The sequence below is a fragment of the Streptomyces sp. NBC_00510 genome, from assembly GCA_036013505.1.
GTDB lineage: Bacteria > Actinomycetota > Actinomycetes > Streptomycetales > Streptomycetaceae > Actinacidiphila.
In genome coordinates, this window is record CP107851.1 from 5164584 (window position 1) to 5182930 (window position 18347).

Sequence of the window (18347 nt, forward strand, 5' to 3'; positions counted from 1 at the left end):
ACCCGCCGGGGTTCAGGCCGGATAGGCGTGCGCCTGGGCCGCCTTGACGGTGGCCCACACCTCGGCGCCGGGGTGCAGCCCGAGTTCGGCGGTGGCCACCGTGGTGAGGTCGGCGGCGAGCGGGAGTTCGCCCTGGACGTCGACGCGGATCTGGTCGCCGTGCGACTCCAGGCCCGCGACCCGGCCGTGCCACAGGTTCCGGGCGCTGGAGCCGGTGGGGCGGTCCCGGTGGAGGGTGACGGCGCCGGGCGGGAAGGCCACGAAGGCCGGGCCGGAGAGTTCCTCGGTGGTGGTGATGGCCGGTCCGCCGTCGATCCGTACGGTGTGCCCCTCGGCCCGGCCCCGGTAGAGGTTGAGGCCGACGAGGTGCGCGATGTAGTCGGTGCGCGGGCGGCGGGCGATCTCGGCGGGGGTGCCCTCCTGGACGGAGCCGCCGTGCTCGATGACCACCAGCCGGTCGGCCAGCACCATGGCGTCCAGCGGGTCGTGCGTGACCAGGACGGCCACCGCCTCGAAGTCGGCCAGGTGGCGGCGGAGCTGGGATCGGACGTCCAGGCGGGTGCGGGCGTCGAGCGCGGCCAGCGGCTCGTCCAGGAGCAGCAGGCGTGGCCGGGTGGCCAGCGCCCGGGCGAGGGCCACGCGCTGCGCCTGGCCGCCGGAGAGCCGGCGGGGCCGGGCGGCGGCGTGCTCGGCCAGGCCCATCCGCTCCAGCCACGCGGCGGCCTCGGCGCGGGCCCGCGCCTTGGGCACGCCGTGGCAGCGCGGGCCGAAGGCGACGTTGTCCAGCGCGGACAGGTGCGGGAAGAGCAGGTAGTCCTGGAAGACCACACCGACCGGGCGGGTCTCGGGGGGCGTGCCGTCCAGGGCGGCGCCGTCCAGCCGCAGGTGGCCGGCGGTGAGCGGGGTCAGCCCGGCCAGGGCCCGCAGCGCGGTGGTCTTGCCCGCGCCGTTGGGCCCGAGCAGGGCGAGCACCTCGCCGGGGGCGGCGGTGAGCGTCACGTCGAGGCGGAAGGCGCCGCGGTCGACGACCAGCCGGGCGTCCAGGCCCTCGGGGGCCGGGCTGCCGGAGGTCGCGGGTGCTTTGTCCAGGGAGGTCATGGCGTGGTCATCCAGCGGTCGCGCAGCCCGGCCAGGACGGCGATCGAGACGGCGAGCAGCACCAGGCTGAGCGCGATGGCGGCGGCCGGGTCGCTCTGCAGGGCGAGGTAGACGGCGAGCGGCATCGTCTGCGTACGGCCGGGGAAGTTGCCCGCGAAGGTGATGGTGGCGCCGAACTCGCCGAGCGCCCTTGCCCAGGCCAGCACGGCCCCGGCGGCGATGCCCGGGGCGATCAGCGGCAGCGTCACCCGGCGGAAGGCGGTGAAGCGGGAGGCGCCGAGCGTGGTGGCGGCCTCCTCGTAGCGCGGGTCGGCGGCCCGCAGGGTGCCCTCGACGCTGATGACCAGGAACGGCATCGCGACGAAGGCCTCCGCGACGACGACGCCCGCCGTGGTGAAGGGCAGCGTCACCCCGAACCACTGGTCCAGCCACCGCCCGGCGATGCCGTTGCGGCCCAGCGCCAGCAGCAGCGCGACACCGCCGACGACGGGCGGCAGCACCAGGGGCAGCGTCACCAGGGCGCGCACCAGCCGGCGCCCGGGGAACTCGGTACGGGCCAGCAGCCAGGCCAGGGGCACGCCCAGCACGAGGGTCACCGCGGTGGCGAGGGTGGCGCAGATCAGGGAGAGCCGCAGCGCCTGCCACACCCCGGGACTGGTGAGCTGCGCGGGCAGTTCGCTCCACGGGGTGCGGACCAGCAGTCCGGCGAGCGGCAGCACCAGGAAGACGAGACCGAGCAGAGCCGGCAGCAGCAGCGGCAGGGGCACCGGGGAACGGTGACCCTGCCGGCGGCCGGCGCGGCGCGGCCGGGACTCCAGGAGTTCGGGCGCGCCGCCGTTGTGGTCGGTCAAGGGTTGAGGAACCCTGCCTCGCTCAGCACCTTCGCGCCCTGTTCGGACCGGACGAAGGCGATGAAGGCCTCGGCGGCCCCGGCGTTGGGCGCGTCCTTGAGCAGGACGATCGGGTAGTCGTTGACGGCACCGGCGGACTCGGGGAACTCCACGCCCTCCACCTTGCCGGCGGCGGCCTTCACATCGGTCTTGTAGACCACGGAGGCGTCGACCTCCTTCAACTCCACCTTCGTCAGGGCGCTCTTGACGTCCTGCTCGTAGGAGACCGGGGTGAGCTTCAGGCCGGCGCCGTCCAGCGCCTTCTGCGCCGCGGCGCCGCAGGGCACCTCCTTGGCGCACAGGGCGACCTTCATCCCGGACTTGGTGAGGTCCTTGAGGGACGCGACGTCCTTGGGGTTGCCCGGGACGACCGCGATCTCCAGCTGGTTGCGCACGAAGGTCGCGGGCTCGCCGGCCGCGTCGTTGGCGTCGGTGACGATCTGCATGGTCTTGGGGGAGGCGGCGGCGAAGACGTCGGCGGGGGCACCGGAGGTGATGCTGGCGGCGAGCGCGTCGCTGCCGCCGAAGTTGAAGGAGACCTTGGTGCCGGGGTGGGCCGCCTCGAACTCCTTGCCCAGTTCGGTGAAGCTCTCCTTGAGGGAGGCGGCGGCGAAGACGGTGACCGTGCCCTTCAGGTCGCCCGCGGAGGACGTGCCCGCCGAGGGCGAGGACGACGCGGAGGCGCCGGCGGAGTCGTCCGAGGAGGAACAGGCGCTCAGGGCCAGCAGCACCGCGGTGCCTCCGACGGCCAGCTGAAGGGTCCGGCGGTGCGTGGGACGGGTCATCACAGGGCTGCTCCTCCGAGTCTCTAGGGTCTCTCGACGACCACGTTGGTCGACTTGATGACGGCGACCGCCGGGACGCCGGGCTCGAGCTTCAGCTCCTCGGCCGACTCCCGGCTGATCATGGACACCACGCGGAACGGGCCGGCCTGGATCTCCACCTGCGCGGAGACGTCGCCGAGGATCACCTCGGTGACGATGCCCGCGAAGCGGTTGCGGGCCGAGGAGCCGGTGTGCTCGCGTTCGGTGCGGTTGAACTCCCGGGCGAAGGCGGCCAGATCGGGACCCTCGATGATGCGCCGGCCCTGCTCGTCGCGCTCCGCCCGCAGCCGCCCGCCGTCGACCCAGCGCCTGAGGGTGTCGGCGCTCACGCCCATGACTGCGGCCGCCTCGCCGATCCGGTAGGTGTGCATGACTCGATCATAGTGACGCAGATGCGAGCGGGAAGCCCCTTGTCGGATTGCATCAGCCGGATCACAGCGCATGGAGGGTCGCATGTGCGTTTCCACGACCGCCCTGCGTGGGTACGGTGATCGGGGGAGGTGGAAGCCCGTGACCGTGTCCGTTCCCGCGCCGCCGCCGGGGCTCGCCGGCTTCAGCCTGAGCGGCGACCTGGCCCGCCCCGCGCCGCTCACGGTGCCCGACCTGCGCGCCTGGCCCCAGCACACGGCCCGGGTGAGCTTCGAGTGCCAGACCAGCGGTGTGCAGCACCACCGTTTCGAGGGCCCGTTGCTCCACGAGGTGCTGTGCTCGGCCGGTCCCGGCTTCGACCCCGGCCGCCGCAAGGACCGGTTGCGGTTCCTCATCGCCGTGACCGGGGCGGACGGTCACCACGCGCTGCTGTCCTGGGCCGAGATCGACCCGGACTTCGGGCACGCCCCCGTGCTGCTGGCCACCCGCATCGACGGCACCCCGCTGGACGCGTGCGGCCCGCAACTGGTGCTTCCCCAGGACCGCTGCGGGGCCCGGCACATCAGCGGCATCACCGCCATCCGGGTGGACGGGGGCTACGGCGGCGGCCCGGCGGCGGGGAGCGACCCGGGCGTCTGAGCGGGCACTACGATCGGCGGAATGCGATCCTCCCCCGCCGGCCTGGTCCGTGAGTTCCACACCGCCTTCGGCCTCGACGTCCGCCCCCGGCCGACCGAGATCACGCCCGAGCACGCGGCGCACCGTCAGGACCTGCTCGCCGAGGAGGTGGCCGAGGTCGCCGAGGCCTCCGGGACCGGGCCCCTGGACCACCTCGCGCACGAACTGGCCGACGTGGTCTACATCGCGTACGGCACCGCGCTGGTGCACGGCATCGACCTGGACGAGGTCATCGCGGAGATCCACCGCGCCAACATGAGCAAGCTGGGCCCCGACGGCCGGCCCACCCTGCGGGCCGACGGCAAGGTCCTCAAGGGCGAGCACTACCAGGCCCCCGACGTCGCGGCGGTGCTGCGCGCCCAGGGCTGGACGCCCGCCGGGGAGTAACGCGACGGCGCGGCGTGTGCGACCGTGAGCCATGCTGCTTCGCCAACTGGAGTACCTGGTGGCCCTCGCCAGGGAACGGCACTTCGCGCGCGCCGCCGACGCCTGCTTCGTCTCGCAGCCCTCGCTGTCGGCCGGCATCCGCAAGCTGGAACGCGAGCTGGACGTGCCGATCGTGCGGCGGGGCCGGCGCTTCGAGGGGCTGACCCCGGAGGGCGAACGGGTGCTGCTGTGGGCGCACCGCATCCTGGCGGAACGGGACGCGCTGCGGCAGGAACTCTCCGAGATGCGCGGCGGGCTGGCCGGCACGCTGCGGCTCGGCGCGATACCCACGGCGCTGACCGCCGCGTCCCTGCTGACGACGCCGTTCTGCGAGCGGCACCCGGGGGTGCGGGTCAGCCTGGAGTCGCTGTCCTCACGGGAGATCAGCGACCGGCTCGCGGAGTTCGAGCTCGACGCGGCGATGACGTACCTGGACGACGACGCCCTGCGCCATGTGCGCCGCTTCCCGCTCTACGAGGAGCGCTACCTGCTGCTCACCCCCGCGGACGCGCCGCCGGCCGGGCTGCCGGTGGCGCGTTGGGCGCAGGCGGCCGCGCTGCCGCTGTGCCTGCTGTCGTCGCGGATGCGCAACCGCCGGATCATGGACGAGTGCTTCGCCGCGGACGGGGTCACCGCGTCGCCGGCCGTCGAGACCGACTCGGTCGCCGGGCTGTACGCGCACCTGACGGGCTCGGGCGGGCGCTGGTCGAGCGTCATCTCGCACGCCTGGCTGCACATGTTCGGGGTGCCCGCGGGGATGCGCGTGGTGCCGCTGGAGGGGCCGGCGCACGGTCCCCGGGTGGGGCTGGTGATCGCGGACCGCCGGCCCGAACCGGTGCTGGCCAGGGCCCTGCTGGCGGTCGCCCGGCAGGCGCGGGTGCGGGACGCGCTGGACGCGCTGGTGGAGGCGCACCTGGGCGGCTCATAGCGCCGCGCTATCACGCCATAGCGACGTTCGCTTTGACCCCCCGGCGGCCGGGCCGCGACCGTGAAGTGACCTTCCGCAGCGTCCACTTCACGGATGAGGAGCCGCAGTCATGGCAAAGGTGCTGTGCGTCCTGTACGACGACCCGGCCGACGGTTACCCGACCACGTACGCCCGCGACGACCTGCCGCGCATCGACCACTACCCCGGCGGCCAGACCACCCCCACGCCGCAGGCGACCGACTTCACCCCCGGCGCGCTGCTGGGCAGCGTCTCCGGCGAACTCGGCCTACGCCGCTTCCTGGAGGAGCGCGGCCACACCCTGGTCGTCACCTCCGACAAGGACGGTGACGGGTCGGTCTTCGACCGCGAGCTGGCCGACGCCGACGTGGTCATCTCCCAGCCCTTCTGGCCGGCCTACCTGACGCCCGAGCGCATCGCCGCGGCCGGGAACCTGAAGCTGGCCGTCACGGCGGGCATCGGCTCGGACCACGTCGACCTGGACGCGGCCGTCGCGCGCGGCATCACCGTCGCCGAGGTCACCTACTGCAACAGCATCAGCGTCGCCGAGCACGTGGTGATGATGACGCTGTCGCTGGTGCGCAACTACCTGCCCTCGCACCGGGTCGTCCTGGACGGAGGGTGGAACATCGCCGACTGCGTGGCCCGCTCCTACGACCTGGAGGGCATGCACGTCGGCACCGTCGCCGCCGGCCGGATCGGGCTGGCGGTGCTGCGCCGGCTGGCGCCCTTCGACGTGAAGCTGCACTACACCGACCGGCACCGGCTGCCGGAGGCCGTGGAGCAGGAGCTCGGGCTGACCTGGCACGAGAGCGCCGCCGACATGGTGCCGCACTGTGACGTCGTGACCGTCAACGCCCCGCTCCACCCCGAGACCGAGGGCCTCTTCGACGACAAGCTGATCGACACCATGAAGCGCGGCGCCTACCTCATCAACACCGCACGGGCGCTGATCGTCGACCAGGACGCCGTCGACCGGGCCCTGCGGGACGGACGGCTGGCGGGCTACGCGGGTGACGTCTGGTACCCGCAGCCGGCGCCCGCCGACCACCCCTGGCGCACCATGCCGCACCACGGGATGACCCCGCACATCTCCGGTTCCTCGCTGTCGGCGCAGGCCCGGTACGCGGCGGGCACCCGCGAGATCCTGGAGTGCTGGCTGGACGGCAGGCCGATCCGGGACGAGTACCTGATCGTCGCGGGCGGAGCGCTGGCGGGTACGGGGGCGCACTCGTACTCCATCAGCGGCTGACCGGCCCCGGGCCGCCGACCCGCAGGGCGCGCGGGTCGGCGGCCCGGTCGGCGCGAGGCGCCGCCCCCGCCCACCCCGGCCTTCCCGCCCCGGGCCGGCGGGAGGGAGAATCGACCCCATGACGGAGCGCAAGCCACCGGGCGTCCCCTTCGAGTCCTGGGTCGACAAGCAGATCCGGGAGGCGGCGGAGCGCGGCGCCTTCGACAACTTGCCCGGCGCGGGCAAGCCGCTGGCCGGTCTGGACCGGCCCTACGACGAGCTGTGGTGGATCAGGGAGAAGATGGCCCGCGAGGGGCTGTCCCACCTCCCGGCCAGCCTCAGGCTGCGCAAGGAGGTGGAGGACGCGATGGACGCCGCCTCCCGTGCCCCCTCCGAACCCGAGGTGCGCCGCATCGTCGAGGAGGTCAACGACAAGATCCGCACGGGCCTGCGCACCCCCATGGACGGCCCGCCGCTCAACCTCGTCCCGTACGAGGTGGAGGACGTCGTCGCACGGTGGCGCGCGGAGCGCGGCTGAGGGCGCACCTCAGACGCCCGCCCGCCGGTGGCCCAGGGCGCGGACAACTCGCGGCGGCCCGCATCCGGTTCGCCCGGGCGGCCGGTGGGCCGGCGCCGGCGCCCCCCGGTTGCGGGGCCCGGCGGGCTGAAAAATAGTCGGACTGTGAAAGGGCGGCCACGGGTCAGGATCCCGGAGGGGCTCCGTGCGCGGTTCGCGGACCTGCCGGGGCGGGCGCGCGCCCTGCGGGTCGACGCGGAGCGGCGGTTCCCCATCATCACCCGGCTCGTCGCCCGGCTGCTGAGCGTCAACGTGCTGGACGCCGCCACCCGGCTGGCCGCCCAGGCCTTCCTGACCGCCGTGCCGCTGCTGTTCGTCATCGCGTCCCTCGCGCCGGAGGGCGTGCGCAAGGAACTCCTCGACTCGCTGGTGCGGGTGCTGGGGCTCTCCGGTCCCGCCCGTGACCAGCTGCGCTCGGTCTACGAGTCCGATCCCGGGAACCTGCGGGGGACGGTGGGCGTGGTGGGCACCCTGATGGCCCTGCTGTCGGCGACGGCCTGCAGCCGGGCGATGCAGCGGGTGTGCGAACGCGCCTGGCACCTGCCGAAGTCGGCGGCGCGGATCGCGGCCTGGCGCTGGTTCGCCTGGGTGTGCGCGGCACTGCTCTACCTGGCGGTCCAGGGGCCGCTGCGGGAGGGCTTCGGCGCCGGCCGCTGGCTCGGCGTCCCGCTGTCCCTGGCGAGCGCGGTGGGCATCTGGTGGTGGACCCAGCACCTGCTGCTGGGCGGCCGGATCGGATGGTGGCCGCTGCTGCCGGGTGCGCTGCTCACTGCGGTGGTCCTGGAGACGGCCGTCTTCGCCGCGCCGCTGTACGTGCCGACGGCGCTCAACCGCAGCCTGCAGACGTACGGCTCGCTGGGCTCGGTGTTCACCCTGCTGTCCGGGCTGATCGCGTTGTGCGTCGTGGCGACGGTGTGCCTCACCGTGGGCGCGGTGTTCCACGGCGACCAGCCCGGGGGCGGGGCCGCGCCTGCCGCGCCCGGCCCGCCGCCTGGGGAGGGCCGGGCGGGCGGCGGTCAGGCGGCCGGTGAGCGCTCCGGCCGGTAGTGGGCGAGCGCCCAGATGATGAAGATGTCGAGCGCGATCAGGATGACCGACCAGAACGGCAGGTAGGGCAGGTACAGGAAGTTCACGATGATGCCCAGGCCCGCCAGGACGACACCCAGGATGCGTGACCAGAGCGCGGCGCCGCTGAGCAGCCCCGTTCCGGTGACCACCAGGAGCACTCCGAGGACCAGGTGGATCCATCCCCACCCGGTCAGGCTGAACTTGTAGACGTAAGTGCCGACGCGCGCGTACACGTTGTCGGCGGCGATCCCCGAGATGCCCTGGAAGATCGCCAGGACACCGTCGACCAGCAACAGGACGCCGGCGAAGGTGACGCCGCCGCTGACCCAACCGTTGCGGTGGTTGCCGGTCCTGGGTGTCGTGCCGGTGGCTGCCATGGCTGCCTCCTCGCGGTGATGGTGCTTCAGTGCCGCAGCGCCCGCTCCACCTGGGCCTTGACCGTGCCCGTCAGGTCGCGGTTGCTGCGTACCGTGGCCTCGCCGGACTTCTGCGGGGCCACGTCGGCGACGTTGACCACGGCGGCGTCGAGGAGGTTCCCGCTGGCGTCGCGGAAGGTCACCTCGACGGTGTACGTGGCCTGCTTGTCGCCGCTGTTGGTGGCCGTGACCTTGGTGGTGGCCTTGCCGCCCTCGACGGTCACGGGGTCGAGCTTGACGTCGTCCTTCGCGTTGACACCGTTCTTGATCTTCGCCAGCTGGGACTGCGCGGCGGCGGTCGCCGAGGCGACGGCCTCCGCGCCCTCGGACACCAGCGAGGACGCGGCGGACGCGGCCTTCGACGCCTTCTCGGCGGGGGTGCTGTCGTTGTCCGAGCAGGCGCTCGCGGTGAGCACGACGGCGGACAGTGCGACCGCCGCGCACACCGCGCGGCCCCGGTACGGCCTCGTCATTCCCTACCTCCACAGACTCATGCGCCTCAAATGGCACATCACTCACCATACGTATTAAATTGCCGTGTCGCGTGGTGAAGGAGAGGCGGCGGTGGCATGGCGGATGCAGCGCCCCAGGGGCGTGACGATCTCGCCGAACTGCGCGCCCGGCTGTCGGCGCTGGAGGCGCGGGAGGCACGGGAGACCGTTCCCGCAGGAGCCGGACCGCAGGCCCCGCCGCCGCACCGACGACGCCCCGTGCGGGCCTTCTTCTCCGCCCTGTTCATCGTCGTGGCCTGTGTCTTCGTGCCGCTGAGCGCGCTGGCCGTCTGGGTCGACTCCGAGATCGGGGACACCGACCGCTACGTCGCCACCGTGGCGCCCCTGGCGAGCGACCCCGCCGTCCAGAACGCCGCCGCCAACCGCATCACGTCCGTGGTGATGCAGCAGATCGACGTGAAGAGCCTCCTGGACGAGGTCGCCCCGCAGGACCGCCCCCGCCTGGACGAACTGCTGAGCCGTGTCTCCGGCCCCCTGACCAGCGGCATCGAGAGCCTGGTGCACTCGACGGCGGACAAGGTCGTGCGCAGCGACGCCTTCGAGAAGGCCTGGACCGACGCCAACCGCAGGATCCACGACTCGCTCGACAAGGCGCTGACCGGCCAGGGAGGCGGCGCGGTCAAGCTCACCAACGACACCGTGGCCATCGACCTCGCCCCGGTCATCGACCGGGTCAAGCAGCGGCTGGTCGACGCGGGCCTGACGATCGCCGCGAAGATCCCCGAGATCCACACCGACCTCACCGTCGTCCGCTCCGACAAGGTCGGCAAGATCAGGACCGCCTTCCGGCTCCTGCAACTCGCCGGTTTCTGGCTGCCGATCGTCGCCGTCGTCCTCGCGGCCGCGGGTGTGCTGCTCGCCGTCCGCAGGCGGCGCGCCCTGGTCGCGGCCGCGCTGGGCTTCGCGGCCGCCGCCCTCGTGCTCGGTGCGGCGCTGACCGTCTTCCGGGCGATCTACCTCGACGCGCTGCCCGCGAGCGTCGACCAGCAGGCCGCGGGGACGGTCTACGACACCCTGATCCGCTTCCTGCGCGGGACCGTCCGCGCCGTGTTCGTGCTGGGCGTCGTCGTCGCGCTGGGTGCCTGGCTGAGCGGGCCCGGCCGGTACGCCCGCCGCACCCGCGGGGTGTGGGAGTCCGTGCTGGGCGGCGCGGGCGACGCGGCGCACCGGGTGGGGCTGCGGACCGGTCCCGTCGGCCCCTGGCTCGTCCGCCACAAATTGCCGGTCGGCTGGATCGTCGTCGCCGCCGCGGCCCTCGCGCTCGCCTTCTGGTCCTACCCGACCGGCTGGGTCGTCCTCGGGCTGGCCCTCGCCGTCGTGTTCGTCCTCGCCGTCGTGGAGTTCCTGGCCCGTCCCGACTGACCGCTCACCCGATCGGCCGCCCCGCGCTGCGCGGGGAAGGCCGCCGCCGGAGGCTGACGGAAGAGCCCGCCGGCGGAGGAGACCAGCCATGAGCCAGACGCAGCCGGCGGGCGGGCGATGACCTTCGGCCTGGCACGCCGCCAGGAGCGGCCCAGGGTGCCGCTGCGGCACGGCGAGGGGGACCGCTCCCTGCTCACCAGCGTCCAGGGGCTCGCCGCGCTGTCGCTGGACGCCCTCAGCTCGGTGGCGTACGGCCCCGAGGCCATCGTCCTCGTGCTGATCGCCGCCGGGACCGCGGCCCTGACCGTGACGCTGCCCGTCATGCTGGTCATCGCGGGGCTGCTGGTCGTCCTGGTCATCTCGTACGGGCAGGTCATCGCGGTGCACCCGGACGGCGGCGGCTCCTACGCCGTGGCCAAGAAGGACCTCGGGAGGCGGGTGAGCCTGCTGGCGGCGGGCAGCCTGGTCGTCGACTACGTGCTCACCGTCGCCGTCAGCCTGGCCGCCGGCGCCGCCAGCCTCGCCTCGGCGTTCCCCTCGCTCACCCCCTACCTGCTGGAGATCTGCCTGGGCGGGCTGGCCCTGCTCACCCTGGTGAACCTGCGCGGCGTCGCCGACAGCGCGCGGGTGCTGATGCTGCCCGCCGCGCTGTTCGTCCTGTCCATCGGCGGGATCGTCGTCGCCGGCCTGCTGCGCGACCAGCCCGCGGCCGTCGTCGGCACCCCGCAGCCCGTCCACGTCACCGAGGCGCTGAGCGTCCTGCTGGTCCTGAAGGCCTTCTCCTCCGGCTGCTCCGCCCTGACCGGGGTGGAGGCCATCGCCAACGCCGTGCCCTCCTTCCGGCCGCCCAAGGTGCGCCGCGCCCAGCGCACGGAACTGATGCTCGGCGCGCTGCTGGGGCTGATGCTGATCGGGCTGGCCTTCCTCATCCGCCGGGACGAGGTCGCCCCGCGCGGCGGCGTGACCTTGCTGGCCCAGCTGACCGCGGGTTCCTTCGGCACCGGGTGGCCGTACTACGTCAGCAACCTGCTGGTCACCCTCGTCCTCGGGCTGGCCGCGAACACCAGCTTCGGCGGCCTGCCGGTCCTGATGAGCCTGCTCGCCCGGGACAACCGGCTGCCCCACGTGTTCGGGCTGCGCGCCGAGCGGCCCGTCTACCGCTACGGCGTGGTCGCCCTGGCCGTGGTGGCGGCGCTGCTGATCGCCGCCGTCGACGCGCAGACGCAACGGCTCATCCCGCTCTACGCCATCGGGGTGTTCACCGGCTTCACCATCAGCCAGACCGGGCTCGTCCGGCACTGGGCGGGGGCACGCCCGCGCGGCTGGGTGCCGCGCGCGGCGCTCAACGGGCTGGGGGCCCTGCTGACCGCGCTGGCCGGGGTGATCCTGGTGACCACCAAGTTCACCGAGGGCGCGTGGATGGTCGTCGTCGTGGTGCCCCTGCTGATGCTGCTCTTCGCCCGCATCGAGCACTACTACGCGGAGGTCGGCAGGGAACTCGGCCTCGGCACCGTCCCCGACCGGCCGCGGCGCACCAACAGCCTGGTCATCGTTCCCCTCGGCGGGGTCAGCAAGCTCGCCCGGCACGCGCTGACCGCCGCCATCGCCCTCGGCGACGAGGTCGTCGCGGTGACCGTCGAGCCCGACCAGGCCAAGGCACGCGACCTGCTCGACACGTGGGCCCGCTGGCAGCCCGGCGTCCGCCTCGACGTCATCGAGAGCCCGCACCGCTCATTGGTGCTGCCGATCCTCTCCTACGTCCGCCGCATGTCGCAGGACGGCCGGCAGATCGCCGTCCTCATCCCCGAGATCCAGCCGCGCCACGCCCGGTACCGCATCCTGCAGAATCAGCGCGGCATCCTCCTCGCCACGATCCTGCGCGCCCGCACCGACGCCGTCGTCTGCCTCCTGCCGTACCGGCTGGACATCTGACGGGTACTGAGCGCCTCCGACGGAGGTCTCCTGGTCAGCGCGATACCGGGGGGTGTCCCACTGCCGCGGCACCTCGCTAGTGTGTGCCTCCCGTGAAGGGGGAGTGATGGCCTTGTGCTCCTCGGTCATCTCCGGGCAAGGTCAACAGCCCACGGGCGCCATGCGGACGATGCCGTCCGCAGTCGTATGGGGAGGGAACCACGTGAGCAACAACCCGCAGCAGCCGCAGGGGTGGGGTCCGAGGCCGCAGCAGCCGGGAGCGGTACAGCCGCCGACGAACCCGTACGGCGCCCCCGCCGCGCCGAGAAGACCGGACTCCAGGCCGCTGTACAAGCGCAAGCGCGTCTGGCTCGGGGGAGTCGGGCTCTACCTGATCGGCACGCTGATCACGGGTCTGGGTACGCAGGGCACCGTCGACGAGGCCAATGCGAAGGTGAAGGCCAGGCCGACCGTCACGGCGAAGGCCACCGTCACCGCGACCGCCACGGCTACCGTCACCGCCTCGGCGGAGCCCGCTCCCACCGTGACGAAGACCGTCAAGGCGAAGCCCCTGCCGAGGGTCACGGTGACCAAGACCGTCAAGGCCGCCGGGTCCGGCAGCGGTGGCAGCAGCTCCGGGGGTGGGGGCGGCAGCGCGTACTACGCGAACTGTGCTGCGGCCCGTGCTGCCGGGGCCGCTCCGCTCCACGCGGGTGACCCGGGCTACCGGAGTGGGCTCGATCGTGACGGCGATGGAGTCGCCTGCGAGTAGCCGCCTTCGGGGGCGGCGGGGTGCCGCCGTTCGTGGCGACCTGCAGCGGGTGGTCGCGTGAACTCGCCGGCAGCGGCGCCGCGGACGGGCTTCAGCGCTCCCCCCGGCGGTCGCCACGGAGGCGGTGACCCGGGCAGCACCGGCACCGCCTCCGCCCGGGGCCTCTTCGTGGTCGGGCGGTTGCGCCTACCATCGCGGCCGTGAGAACCGATGCGCACACGGGTGGCCGGGTCTTGGTCGCCGACGACGACGCGGCCATACGCCGGTCGCTGCAGCGGGGGCTGCGGCTGGACGGCTTCTCGGTGAGCCTGGCCGACGGCGGCAGGGCCGCGCTCGCCGCCGTACGCGAGGGGGCGCCGGACGTGGTGGTCCTCGACATCTCGATGCCCGACCTCAGCGGGATCGAGGTGTGCCGCGCGCTGCGCGAGGAGGACAACGACGTCCCCGTCCTGATGCTCTCCGCCCTGGACGAGGCGGCCGACCGGGTCGCCGGGCTCCAGGCGGGCGGGGACGACTACCTGGTCAAGCCGTTCGCGCTGCAGGAACTGGTGCTGCGGCTGCGAGCGCTGCTGCGCCGCCGTCCCCCCGCCGCGGGCGGGCGGGTGCGCGCCGGAGGCCTGCTCATCGACCCCGCGACGCGGGAGGCCCGGCTGGACAGGGAGCCCCTGGCGCTGACCCGGCGGGAGTTCGAGCTGCTGGAGGTCTTCGCGCGCAACGCCGGGCTGGTGCTCACCCGCGACCAGTTGCTGGACCGGGTCTGGGGCTACGACTTCGACGTGCGCACGGACGCCGTGGACACCTTCGTCAGCTATCTGCGACGCAAGATGGAGGCGGGCGGGCGGCCGCGGATCCTGCACACGGTGCGCGGCGTCGGCTTCGTCCTGCGGGACGACCGGGACGACCGGGGTGAGCGGTCGTGAGGCTGGCCACGCGTGTGGCGCTCGCCGTGGGCGTGGTCGTCCCGCTGCTCGTCCTCGGCTCCGGGGCGCTGCTGATCCGGCTGGTCGCCACCGACCTGCACGCCCAGCAGGACGCCCATCTGCGGGAGCGCGCCACGGCCGTCGCGGCGGACGCCAAGGCCCTGCTGCGGGCCACTGCCGCGGACCGTCCGGCCGCCGAACAGGCCCGTACGCGTCGGCTGTTCAGCTCCGCCCTCGACGTGGGGATCCGGCTGACCGGTCCCGAGGGCACGGTGTCGGGCGGCCCCCAGCCGGACGCGTCGGCGCCGCTGCCCGCCCGCGCGTCCTCACCGGTCACGATCCGGGCCGGGGGCGCCCGCTGGCGCGTGCTGTCGGTGCCGGTGAACGGCGGCCGCAAGGGGGTCCGGGGCACCCTGTGGCTGTTCTCGCCGGACGCCGCCACGAAGACCCAGCTGCAGCAGGTGCGCCGCCGGGTGGTGACGGTGGCGTTGCTGGCCGCCCCCGTGTCCGGGCTGCTGGCCTGGGCCGCGGCGGGACGCGCCGTCCGCCCGTTGCGCCGGCTCCAGCAGCGCGCGAGCGGCCTCGACCCACGCGTCAGCGCCGTACGCCTGGACCACACCCCGGCCCGGATCACCGAGGTCGACGACCTGGCGCGCACGCTTCAGACCGTGCTCGCCCGCTACGACGAGCAGGCCGGCAGGACCGGCGAGGCGCTCGCCACCGCCCGCTCGTTCGCCGCGGTCGCCTCCCACGAGCTGCGCAACCCGCTGATGAGCATGGGCACCAACCTCGACATCCTCGCCGGCCACCCCGGCCTGCCGGAGGGCGAACGCCAGGAGGTCGTGGACGACCTGCGCGCCGAACACGCCCGCGTGCTGGGCCTGCTGGTCATGCTGCGCGCCCTGGCCCAGGGCGACCTCGTCGAGGAGGACGCCTTCGGCCCGGTCGACGCGGCCGAACTCGTCGACGCCTCCGCGGCCAGCCTGAGGCGCCGCCAACCCGAGGCGCGGGTCGAGGTGACGGCCGCGCCGGGCCTCCTCGTCCACGGCTGGGAGCAGGGGCTGCGCTCGATGACGGACAACCTGCTGGCCAACGCCGCCGTCCACGGCCGCGCTCCGGGAGGGCGGCCCGACGTGGAGGTGCTGCTGCGGCGCAGCCGCGACGAACGGGCTCCGGCCGTCGTCCTCACCGTCGACGACCACGGCCCCGGCATCCCGCCCGGGGCGCGGGCCGCGGTCTTCGCCCGCTTCCACCGGCGTCCGGACAGCCCCGGTTCCGGGCTCGGACTGACCCTGGTCGCCCAGCAGATCGCACTGCACCGGGGGACGATCGCCGTGCTGGACCGGCCCGACGGCACGCCCGGCACCCGTTTCGAGGTGCGGCTCCCGCTCAGCGGCGTCCGCGACCCGGAACCGGCCCTGCCGCTGCCGCGCCGCGACTGGCTGTCCGAACGCTCCGAGGCGCCACAAGGTTTCCACAAAGACGGTCCCTAGCTTCCGTGGTGAAGGCGCTCCGCGCTTCCGACCCGAGGGAGGACCTCATGCGAGCCCGCACCACCGTCGTGGCCCTGGCCACCGTCGTCACCCTGCTGGGCCTCGCCGGCCCGGCCACCGCCGACAGCGGAGGCAGCCCGTCCCCGGCCGCCGCGCCCACCGGGGACGGCGCCAAGAGCCTGTGCAAGCGCGCCGGGAAGATCGACGCGCGCATCGACCGGGCGCTGAAGCGGCTGAACGGGCCGGTCACCCGGCGCGGTTCGGTCGAGCGGCTGGAGAAGCGGGTCGCAGGCGCCAAGGCCGCCGGGCACGACGAGATCGCGACCTACCTCAACGACCGGCTGACCTTCCGCAAGTCCCTCGTGCCGACCCTGGAGAAGCGCCGCACCGACCTCGCGCGGGTCCGCAGCTGGTGCGCCTCCCACGACAACGGGGCCGCCTCGTGACCCGCGGCCTCGCGGCACTGGCCGTGGCCGCGGCGGCCTGCGCGGGACTGCTCACCGCCTGCGGCCCGTCCGGCGGTTCCGCCTCGGCCCCGACCGCCCCGGCCACCGCGCCCGCGGGCGACGCCCCGGCAGCTCCGTCGGACCTCTCCCACATCGTCGACGACGCGGAGAGCGCGGCCGCCGCGGCGGACGCCGACGCGGCGCGCGGGGACGGCTGATCAGGCCGGGTCGAACAGGGCGCTGACCGACTCGCCGTCGTGGATCCGCCGCACGGCCTCGGCCAGGGCGGGCGCCACGGAGAGCACCCGCAGCTTCTCCGTGTGCTGCTCCTCCGGCACGGGCACCGTGTTGGTGCACACGATCTCCAGCACGTCCGGCTGCTCCGACAGGCGTTTGAGGGCGCCCGCCGCGAACAGGCCGTGCGTGCAGGCGACGCGGACCGAACGGGCGCCGAGCTCCCGCAGCCGCGCCAGCAGTTCCAGGACCGTGCTGCCCTTGGCGATCTCGTCGTCCAGGACGATCACGTCCCGGCCGGCGACCTCGCCGATCACCGATCCGATGCTGACCCGGTCGTCGGCGAACCGCTGCTTGGCCCCGGCCGCGACCTGCACCCCCAGCATCCGGGCGAAGGCGGCCGCCTCCTTGGCGTTGCCCAGGTCCGGGGAGACGACCGTGGTGCGCGACAGGTCGTTGCCGCGGAAGTGGGCGGCCAGCTCGCGCAGCGCGTGCAGGTGGTCGACGGGGACGCTGAAGAAGCCGTGCACCTGCGGGGAGTGCAGGGTCATGGTGAGCACCCGGCTCGCGCCCGCCGCGACCAGCAGGTCGGCGACGAGACGCCCCCCGATCGAGATCCGGGGGGCGTCCTTCTTGTCCGAGCGCGCGTAGGCGTAGTGCGGCATGACGACCGTGATCCGGCCCGCGGAGGCGCCCCGTGCGGCGTCGCACATCAGCAGCAGCTCCACCAGGTGCTCCTGGACCGGGGCGACCAGCGGCTGGATCAGGAAGACGTCCCGTTCGCGGCAGTTGGCCTGCAACTGCACTTCCAGGCAGTCGTTGGCGAAGCGGCTGACGCGCGCCGGGCTGAGCGACACGCCCAGATGGGCGCAGAGCTCCGAGGCCAGTCGAGGGTGGGCACTGCCGCTGAAGACCGCGATGTCGCGCACGGGGTCATCCTAGGGGCCGGGTTCACCCAGACGGTGCAGCACGGTGTCCCAGTCGGGGGCGAGCGGCGGCACCCGCAGGGTTCCCACTCCGATGTCCTTGAAGCCGCTGGACGTCGACACGCACACCACCGGGCCGTCGAAGCGGTTAGCGCCGTACTGGCGGAGCCCGGCCAGCCCGGCCGCGGCGGACAGCTCCGTCCACAGGCCCGCGCGGGCCAGCTCGGCGCGCGCCGCCGCCAGTTCGGCGTCGGTGACGAGCAGGGCCTCGCCGCCGCTGTCACGTATCGCCGGGACCCCGCGGTAACTCCCCACCTGGCAGGCGATGGAGTAGGCGGCCGTCGGGGCGACCGGCACGGTGACCGCGGGCAGCCCCCGGCGGAGGGCGGCGGCGAGCGGGCCGCCCGCGGCGGGCTCGCAGCTGAACAGGCGCGGGACGGCGGAGGTGAGGCCGAGGCGGCGGAGTTCGGCGAAGCCCTTGGCGACGTCGAAGAGCAGCTCCCCGTAGCCGGTGGGGACGAACACCGCCGCGGGGACGCCGACGTCACCGAAGACCTCGTACGCGACGGTCTTGTAGCCCTCCGCCCCGAAGGGGTGCCCGGTGTGCGTCGGGGTGAGGTTGCTCACCGGGTGGAGGCCGTATTCCTCGCTGATGCGGCGGACCAGCGGCCAGCGCGCCTCCACGGGCACGGGCAGCACCTCGGCGCCGTAGGCGTGCAGGAAGGAGACGACCGCCGGGGGTGCCTGCGGGGAGGTGAGGACGACGCAGCGCAGCCCGGCCCGGGCGGCGTACGCGGCGGCGGAGGCACCGTGGTTGCCGGAGGAGGCGACGACGACGCCGGGCGCGCCGCAGGCGAGGGCCGCGCTGACCGTGCAGCGGTTGAGGCGGTCCTTGTGGCTCCAGGTCGGATTGCGCGACTCGTCCTTGACCAGGACCCCGCCGCCCAGGTCGACCAGCGGGGTGCCGCCCTCGCCCAGTCCCGGCGCCGTGAGCGGCGGCAGCAGGGGCGCCCAGCGGTCCAGGCCGTGCCGGGGGGTGGCGCCCGGGGCGCCCGCGGCGCCGAACAGGCCGTCCGGGACGCGGTCGTAGGCGTAGTCGACCTCGACGGGGTAGGAGACGGTGTCCGTGCTGGTCCGCGGGCAGCCTTCCGTCAGCGGCGGCCACAGGGGGTAGCCGACGGCGGGGTCACCGAGCGAACGCTGGCCGACGGCCAGGGAGTCCGTTGCCACGCGTCCGAGCGTAGTGGC

General features: G+C 74.0%; 21 protein-coding genes. 13 read left to right on the forward strand and 8 right to left on the reverse strand.

Translation table 11 applies throughout. The features are described 5' to 3' along the window. Window positions 1-12 precede the first annotated feature (12 nt). From OG937_23285 to OG937_23300, 4 genes are read right to left on the reverse strand one after another with little or no spacing between them, the layout of a single operon-like run. On the reverse strand, window positions 13-1098 hold the full coding sequence (locus tag OG937_23285; GenBank protein ID WUD74407.1) for an ABC transporter ATP-binding protein: 1086 nt from the start codon (window positions 1096-1098) through the stop codon (window positions 13-15). Further along, window positions 1095-1916: a molybdate ABC transporter permease subunit gene (gene modB, locus OG937_23290; protein ID WUD78853.1), complete on the reverse strand. Its 822-nt coding sequence runs from the start codon at window positions 1914-1916 to the stop codon at window positions 1095-1097. The genes OG937_23285 and modB overlap by 4 nt, the downstream gene beginning before the upstream one ends. Window positions 1917-1945: 29 nt before the next feature. Then, window positions 1946-2773 (reverse strand): molybdate ABC transporter substrate-binding protein, encoded by an 828-nt coding sequence (gene modA, locus OG937_23295; protein ID WUD74408.1) that lies wholly within the window; start codon window positions 2771-2773, stop codon window positions 1946-1948. A 23-nt stretch (window positions 2774-2796) separates the two neighbouring features. Further along, window positions 2797-3183 carry a helix-turn-helix transcriptional regulator gene (locus tag OG937_23300; GenBank protein ID WUD74409.1) on the reverse strand — a complete coding sequence of 129 codons (387 nt, stop codon included), beginning with the start codon at window positions 3181-3183 and terminating at the stop codon, window positions 2797-2799. Window positions 3184-3322: 139 nt separating this feature from the next. On the opposite strand from OG937_23300, the gene OG937_23305 reads away from it, so the two are divergent. From OG937_23305 to OG937_23330, 6 genes are all read left to right on the forward strand, one after another. Next, window positions 3323-3820 carry a molybdopterin-dependent oxidoreductase gene (locus OG937_23305; protein ID WUD74410.1) on the forward strand — a complete coding sequence of 166 codons (498 nt, stop codon included), beginning with the start codon at window positions 3323-3325 and terminating at the stop codon, window positions 3818-3820. Between the two features lie 21 nt (window positions 3821-3841). Next, window positions 3842-4246, forward strand: a complete 405-nt coding sequence (locus OG937_23310; protein WUD74411.1) for a hypothetical protein — start codon at window positions 3842-3844, stop codon at window positions 4244-4246. A gap of 31 nt (window positions 4247-4277) precedes the next feature. After that, window positions 4278-5213: a LysR family transcriptional regulator gene (locus OG937_23315; protein ID WUD74412.1), complete on the forward strand. Its 936-nt coding sequence runs from the start codon at window positions 4278-4280 to the stop codon at window positions 5211-5213. Window positions 5214-5322: 109 nt separating this feature from the next. Next, window positions 5323-6483 (forward strand): NAD-dependent formate dehydrogenase, encoded by a 1161-nt coding sequence (locus OG937_23320; protein ID WUD74413.1) that lies wholly within the window; start codon window positions 5323-5325, stop codon window positions 6481-6483. 118 nt (window positions 6484-6601) lie between these two features. After that, the gene (locus tag OG937_23325) at window positions 6602-7000 is read left to right on the forward strand and encodes a DUF1992 domain-containing protein (protein ID WUD74414.1); all 399 of its coding nucleotides are present in this window, start codon (window positions 6602-6604) and stop codon (window positions 6998-7000) included. A 144-nt stretch (window positions 7001-7144) separates the two neighbouring features. After that, window positions 7145-8086: a YihY/virulence factor BrkB family protein gene (locus OG937_23330; GenBank protein WUD74415.1), complete on the forward strand. Its 942-nt coding sequence runs from the start codon at window positions 7145-7147 to the stop codon at window positions 8084-8086. Here OG937_23330 and OG937_23335 read toward each other — a convergent pair. Further along, complete coding sequence (locus OG937_23335; GenBank protein ID WUD74416.1) at window positions 8056-8484, reverse strand: hypothetical protein; 429 nt, start codon at window positions 8482-8484, stop codon at window positions 8056-8058. The two genes, OG937_23330 and OG937_23335, sit on opposite strands and share 31 nt — an antisense overlap. Before the next feature lie 26 nt (window positions 8485-8510). Then, a complete protein-coding gene (locus OG937_23340) occupies window positions 8511-8996 on the reverse strand; it encodes an FxLYD domain-containing protein (GenBank protein ID WUD74417.1) in 486 nt (161 codons plus the stop codon). 96 nt (window positions 8997-9092) lie between these two features. Between OG937_23340 and OG937_23345 the strand changes: the two genes are divergently transcribed. The 7 genes from OG937_23345 to OG937_23375 all read left to right on the forward strand — a co-directional run bounded on the left by OG937_23345 (window position 9093) and on the right by OG937_23375 (window position 16157). Continuing rightward, window positions 9093-10397, forward strand: coding sequence for a hypothetical protein (locus tag OG937_23345; protein WUD74418.1), 1305 nt, complete (start codon window positions 9093-9095; stop codon window positions 10395-10397). A 117-nt stretch (window positions 10398-10514) separates the two neighbouring features. After that, window positions 10515-12329, forward strand: coding sequence for an APC family permease (locus OG937_23350; protein WUD74419.1), 1815 nt, complete (start codon window positions 10515-10517; stop codon window positions 12327-12329). A 202-nt stretch (window positions 12330-12531) separates the two neighbouring features. After that, window positions 12532-13080, forward strand: coding sequence for an excalibur calcium-binding domain-containing protein (locus OG937_23355; protein WUD74420.1), 549 nt, complete (start codon window positions 12532-12534; stop codon window positions 13078-13080). A gap of 200 nt (window positions 13081-13280) precedes the next feature. Further along, window positions 13281-14000, forward strand: a complete 720-nt coding sequence (locus OG937_23360) for a response regulator transcription factor (GenBank protein WUD74421.1) — start codon at window positions 13281-13283, stop codon at window positions 13998-14000. Continuing rightward, on the forward strand, window positions 13997-15493 hold the full coding sequence (locus tag OG937_23365; GenBank protein ID WUD74422.1) for a HAMP domain-containing histidine kinase: 1497 nt from the start codon (window positions 13997-13999) through the stop codon (window positions 15491-15493). Before OG937_23360 ends, OG937_23365 begins: the two co-directional genes overlap by 4 nt. Window positions 15494-15540: 47 nt before the next feature. Continuing rightward, window positions 15541-15939 (forward strand): hypothetical protein, encoded by a 399-nt coding sequence (locus tag OG937_23370; GenBank protein ID WUD74423.1) that lies wholly within the window; start codon window positions 15541-15543, stop codon window positions 15937-15939. Continuing rightward, complete coding sequence (locus OG937_23375) at window positions 15936-16157, forward strand: hypothetical protein (protein ID WUD74424.1); 222 nt, start codon at window positions 15936-15938, stop codon at window positions 16155-16157. Before OG937_23370 ends, OG937_23375 begins: the two co-directional genes overlap by 4 nt. Here OG937_23375 and OG937_23380 read toward each other — a convergent pair whose 3' ends face one another. Beyond that, on the reverse strand, window positions 16158-17102 hold the full coding sequence (locus tag OG937_23380; protein WUD74425.1) for a ribose-phosphate pyrophosphokinase: 945 nt from the start codon (window positions 17100-17102) through the stop codon (window positions 16158-16160). Between the two features lie 9 nt (window positions 17103-17111). Continuing rightward, on the reverse strand, window positions 17112-18329 hold the full coding sequence (locus OG937_23385; protein WUD74426.1) for a pyridoxal-phosphate dependent enzyme: 1218 nt from the start codon (window positions 18327-18329) through the stop codon (window positions 17112-17114). Between the last annotated feature and the right edge of the window lie 18 nt (window positions 18330-18347).

Excerpts from the sequence above, each read along its gene's own strand:
- OG937_23285 (WUD74407.1), bottom strand. The coding sequence starts at position 1,098 with ATGACCTCCCTGGACAAAGCACCCGCGACCTCCGGCAGCCCGGCCCCC.
- modA (WUD74408.1), bottom strand. The coding sequence starts at position 2,773 with ATGACCCGTCCCACGCACCGCCGGACCCTTCAGCTGGCCGTCGGAGGC.
- OG937_23300 (WUD74409.1), bottom strand. The coding sequence starts at position 3,183 with ATGCACACCTACCGGATCGGCGAGGCGGCCGCAGTCATGGGCGTGAGC.
- OG937_23310 (WUD74411.1), top strand. The coding sequence starts at position 3,842 with ATGCGATCCTCCCCCGCCGGCCTGGTCCGTGAGTTCCACACCGCCTTC.
- OG937_23315 (WUD74412.1), top strand. The coding sequence starts at position 4,278 with ATGCTGCTTCGCCAACTGGAGTACCTGGTGGCCCTCGCCAGGGAACGG.
- OG937_23320 (WUD74413.1), top strand. The coding sequence starts at position 5,323 with ATGGCAAAGGTGCTGTGCGTCCTGTACGACGACCCGGCCGACGGTTAC.
- OG937_23325 (WUD74414.1), top strand. The coding sequence starts at position 6,602 with ATGACGGAGCGCAAGCCACCGGGCGTCCCCTTCGAGTCCTGGGTCGAC.
- OG937_23335 (WUD74416.1), bottom strand. The coding sequence starts at position 8,484 with ATGGCAGCCACCGGCACGACACCCAGGACCGGCAACCACCGCAACGGT.
- OG937_23340 (WUD74417.1), bottom strand. The coding sequence starts at position 8,996 with ATGACGAGGCCGTACCGGGGCCGCGCGGTGTGCGCGGCGGTCGCACTG.
- OG937_23345 (WUD74418.1), top strand. The coding sequence starts at position 9,093 with ATGGCGGATGCAGCGCCCCAGGGGCGTGACGATCTCGCCGAACTGCGC.
- OG937_23350 (WUD74419.1), top strand. The coding sequence starts at position 10,515 with ATGACCTTCGGCCTGGCACGCCGCCAGGAGCGGCCCAGGGTGCCGCTG.
- OG937_23370 (WUD74423.1), top strand. The coding sequence starts at position 15,541 with ATGCGAGCCCGCACCACCGTCGTGGCCCTGGCCACCGTCGTCACCCTG.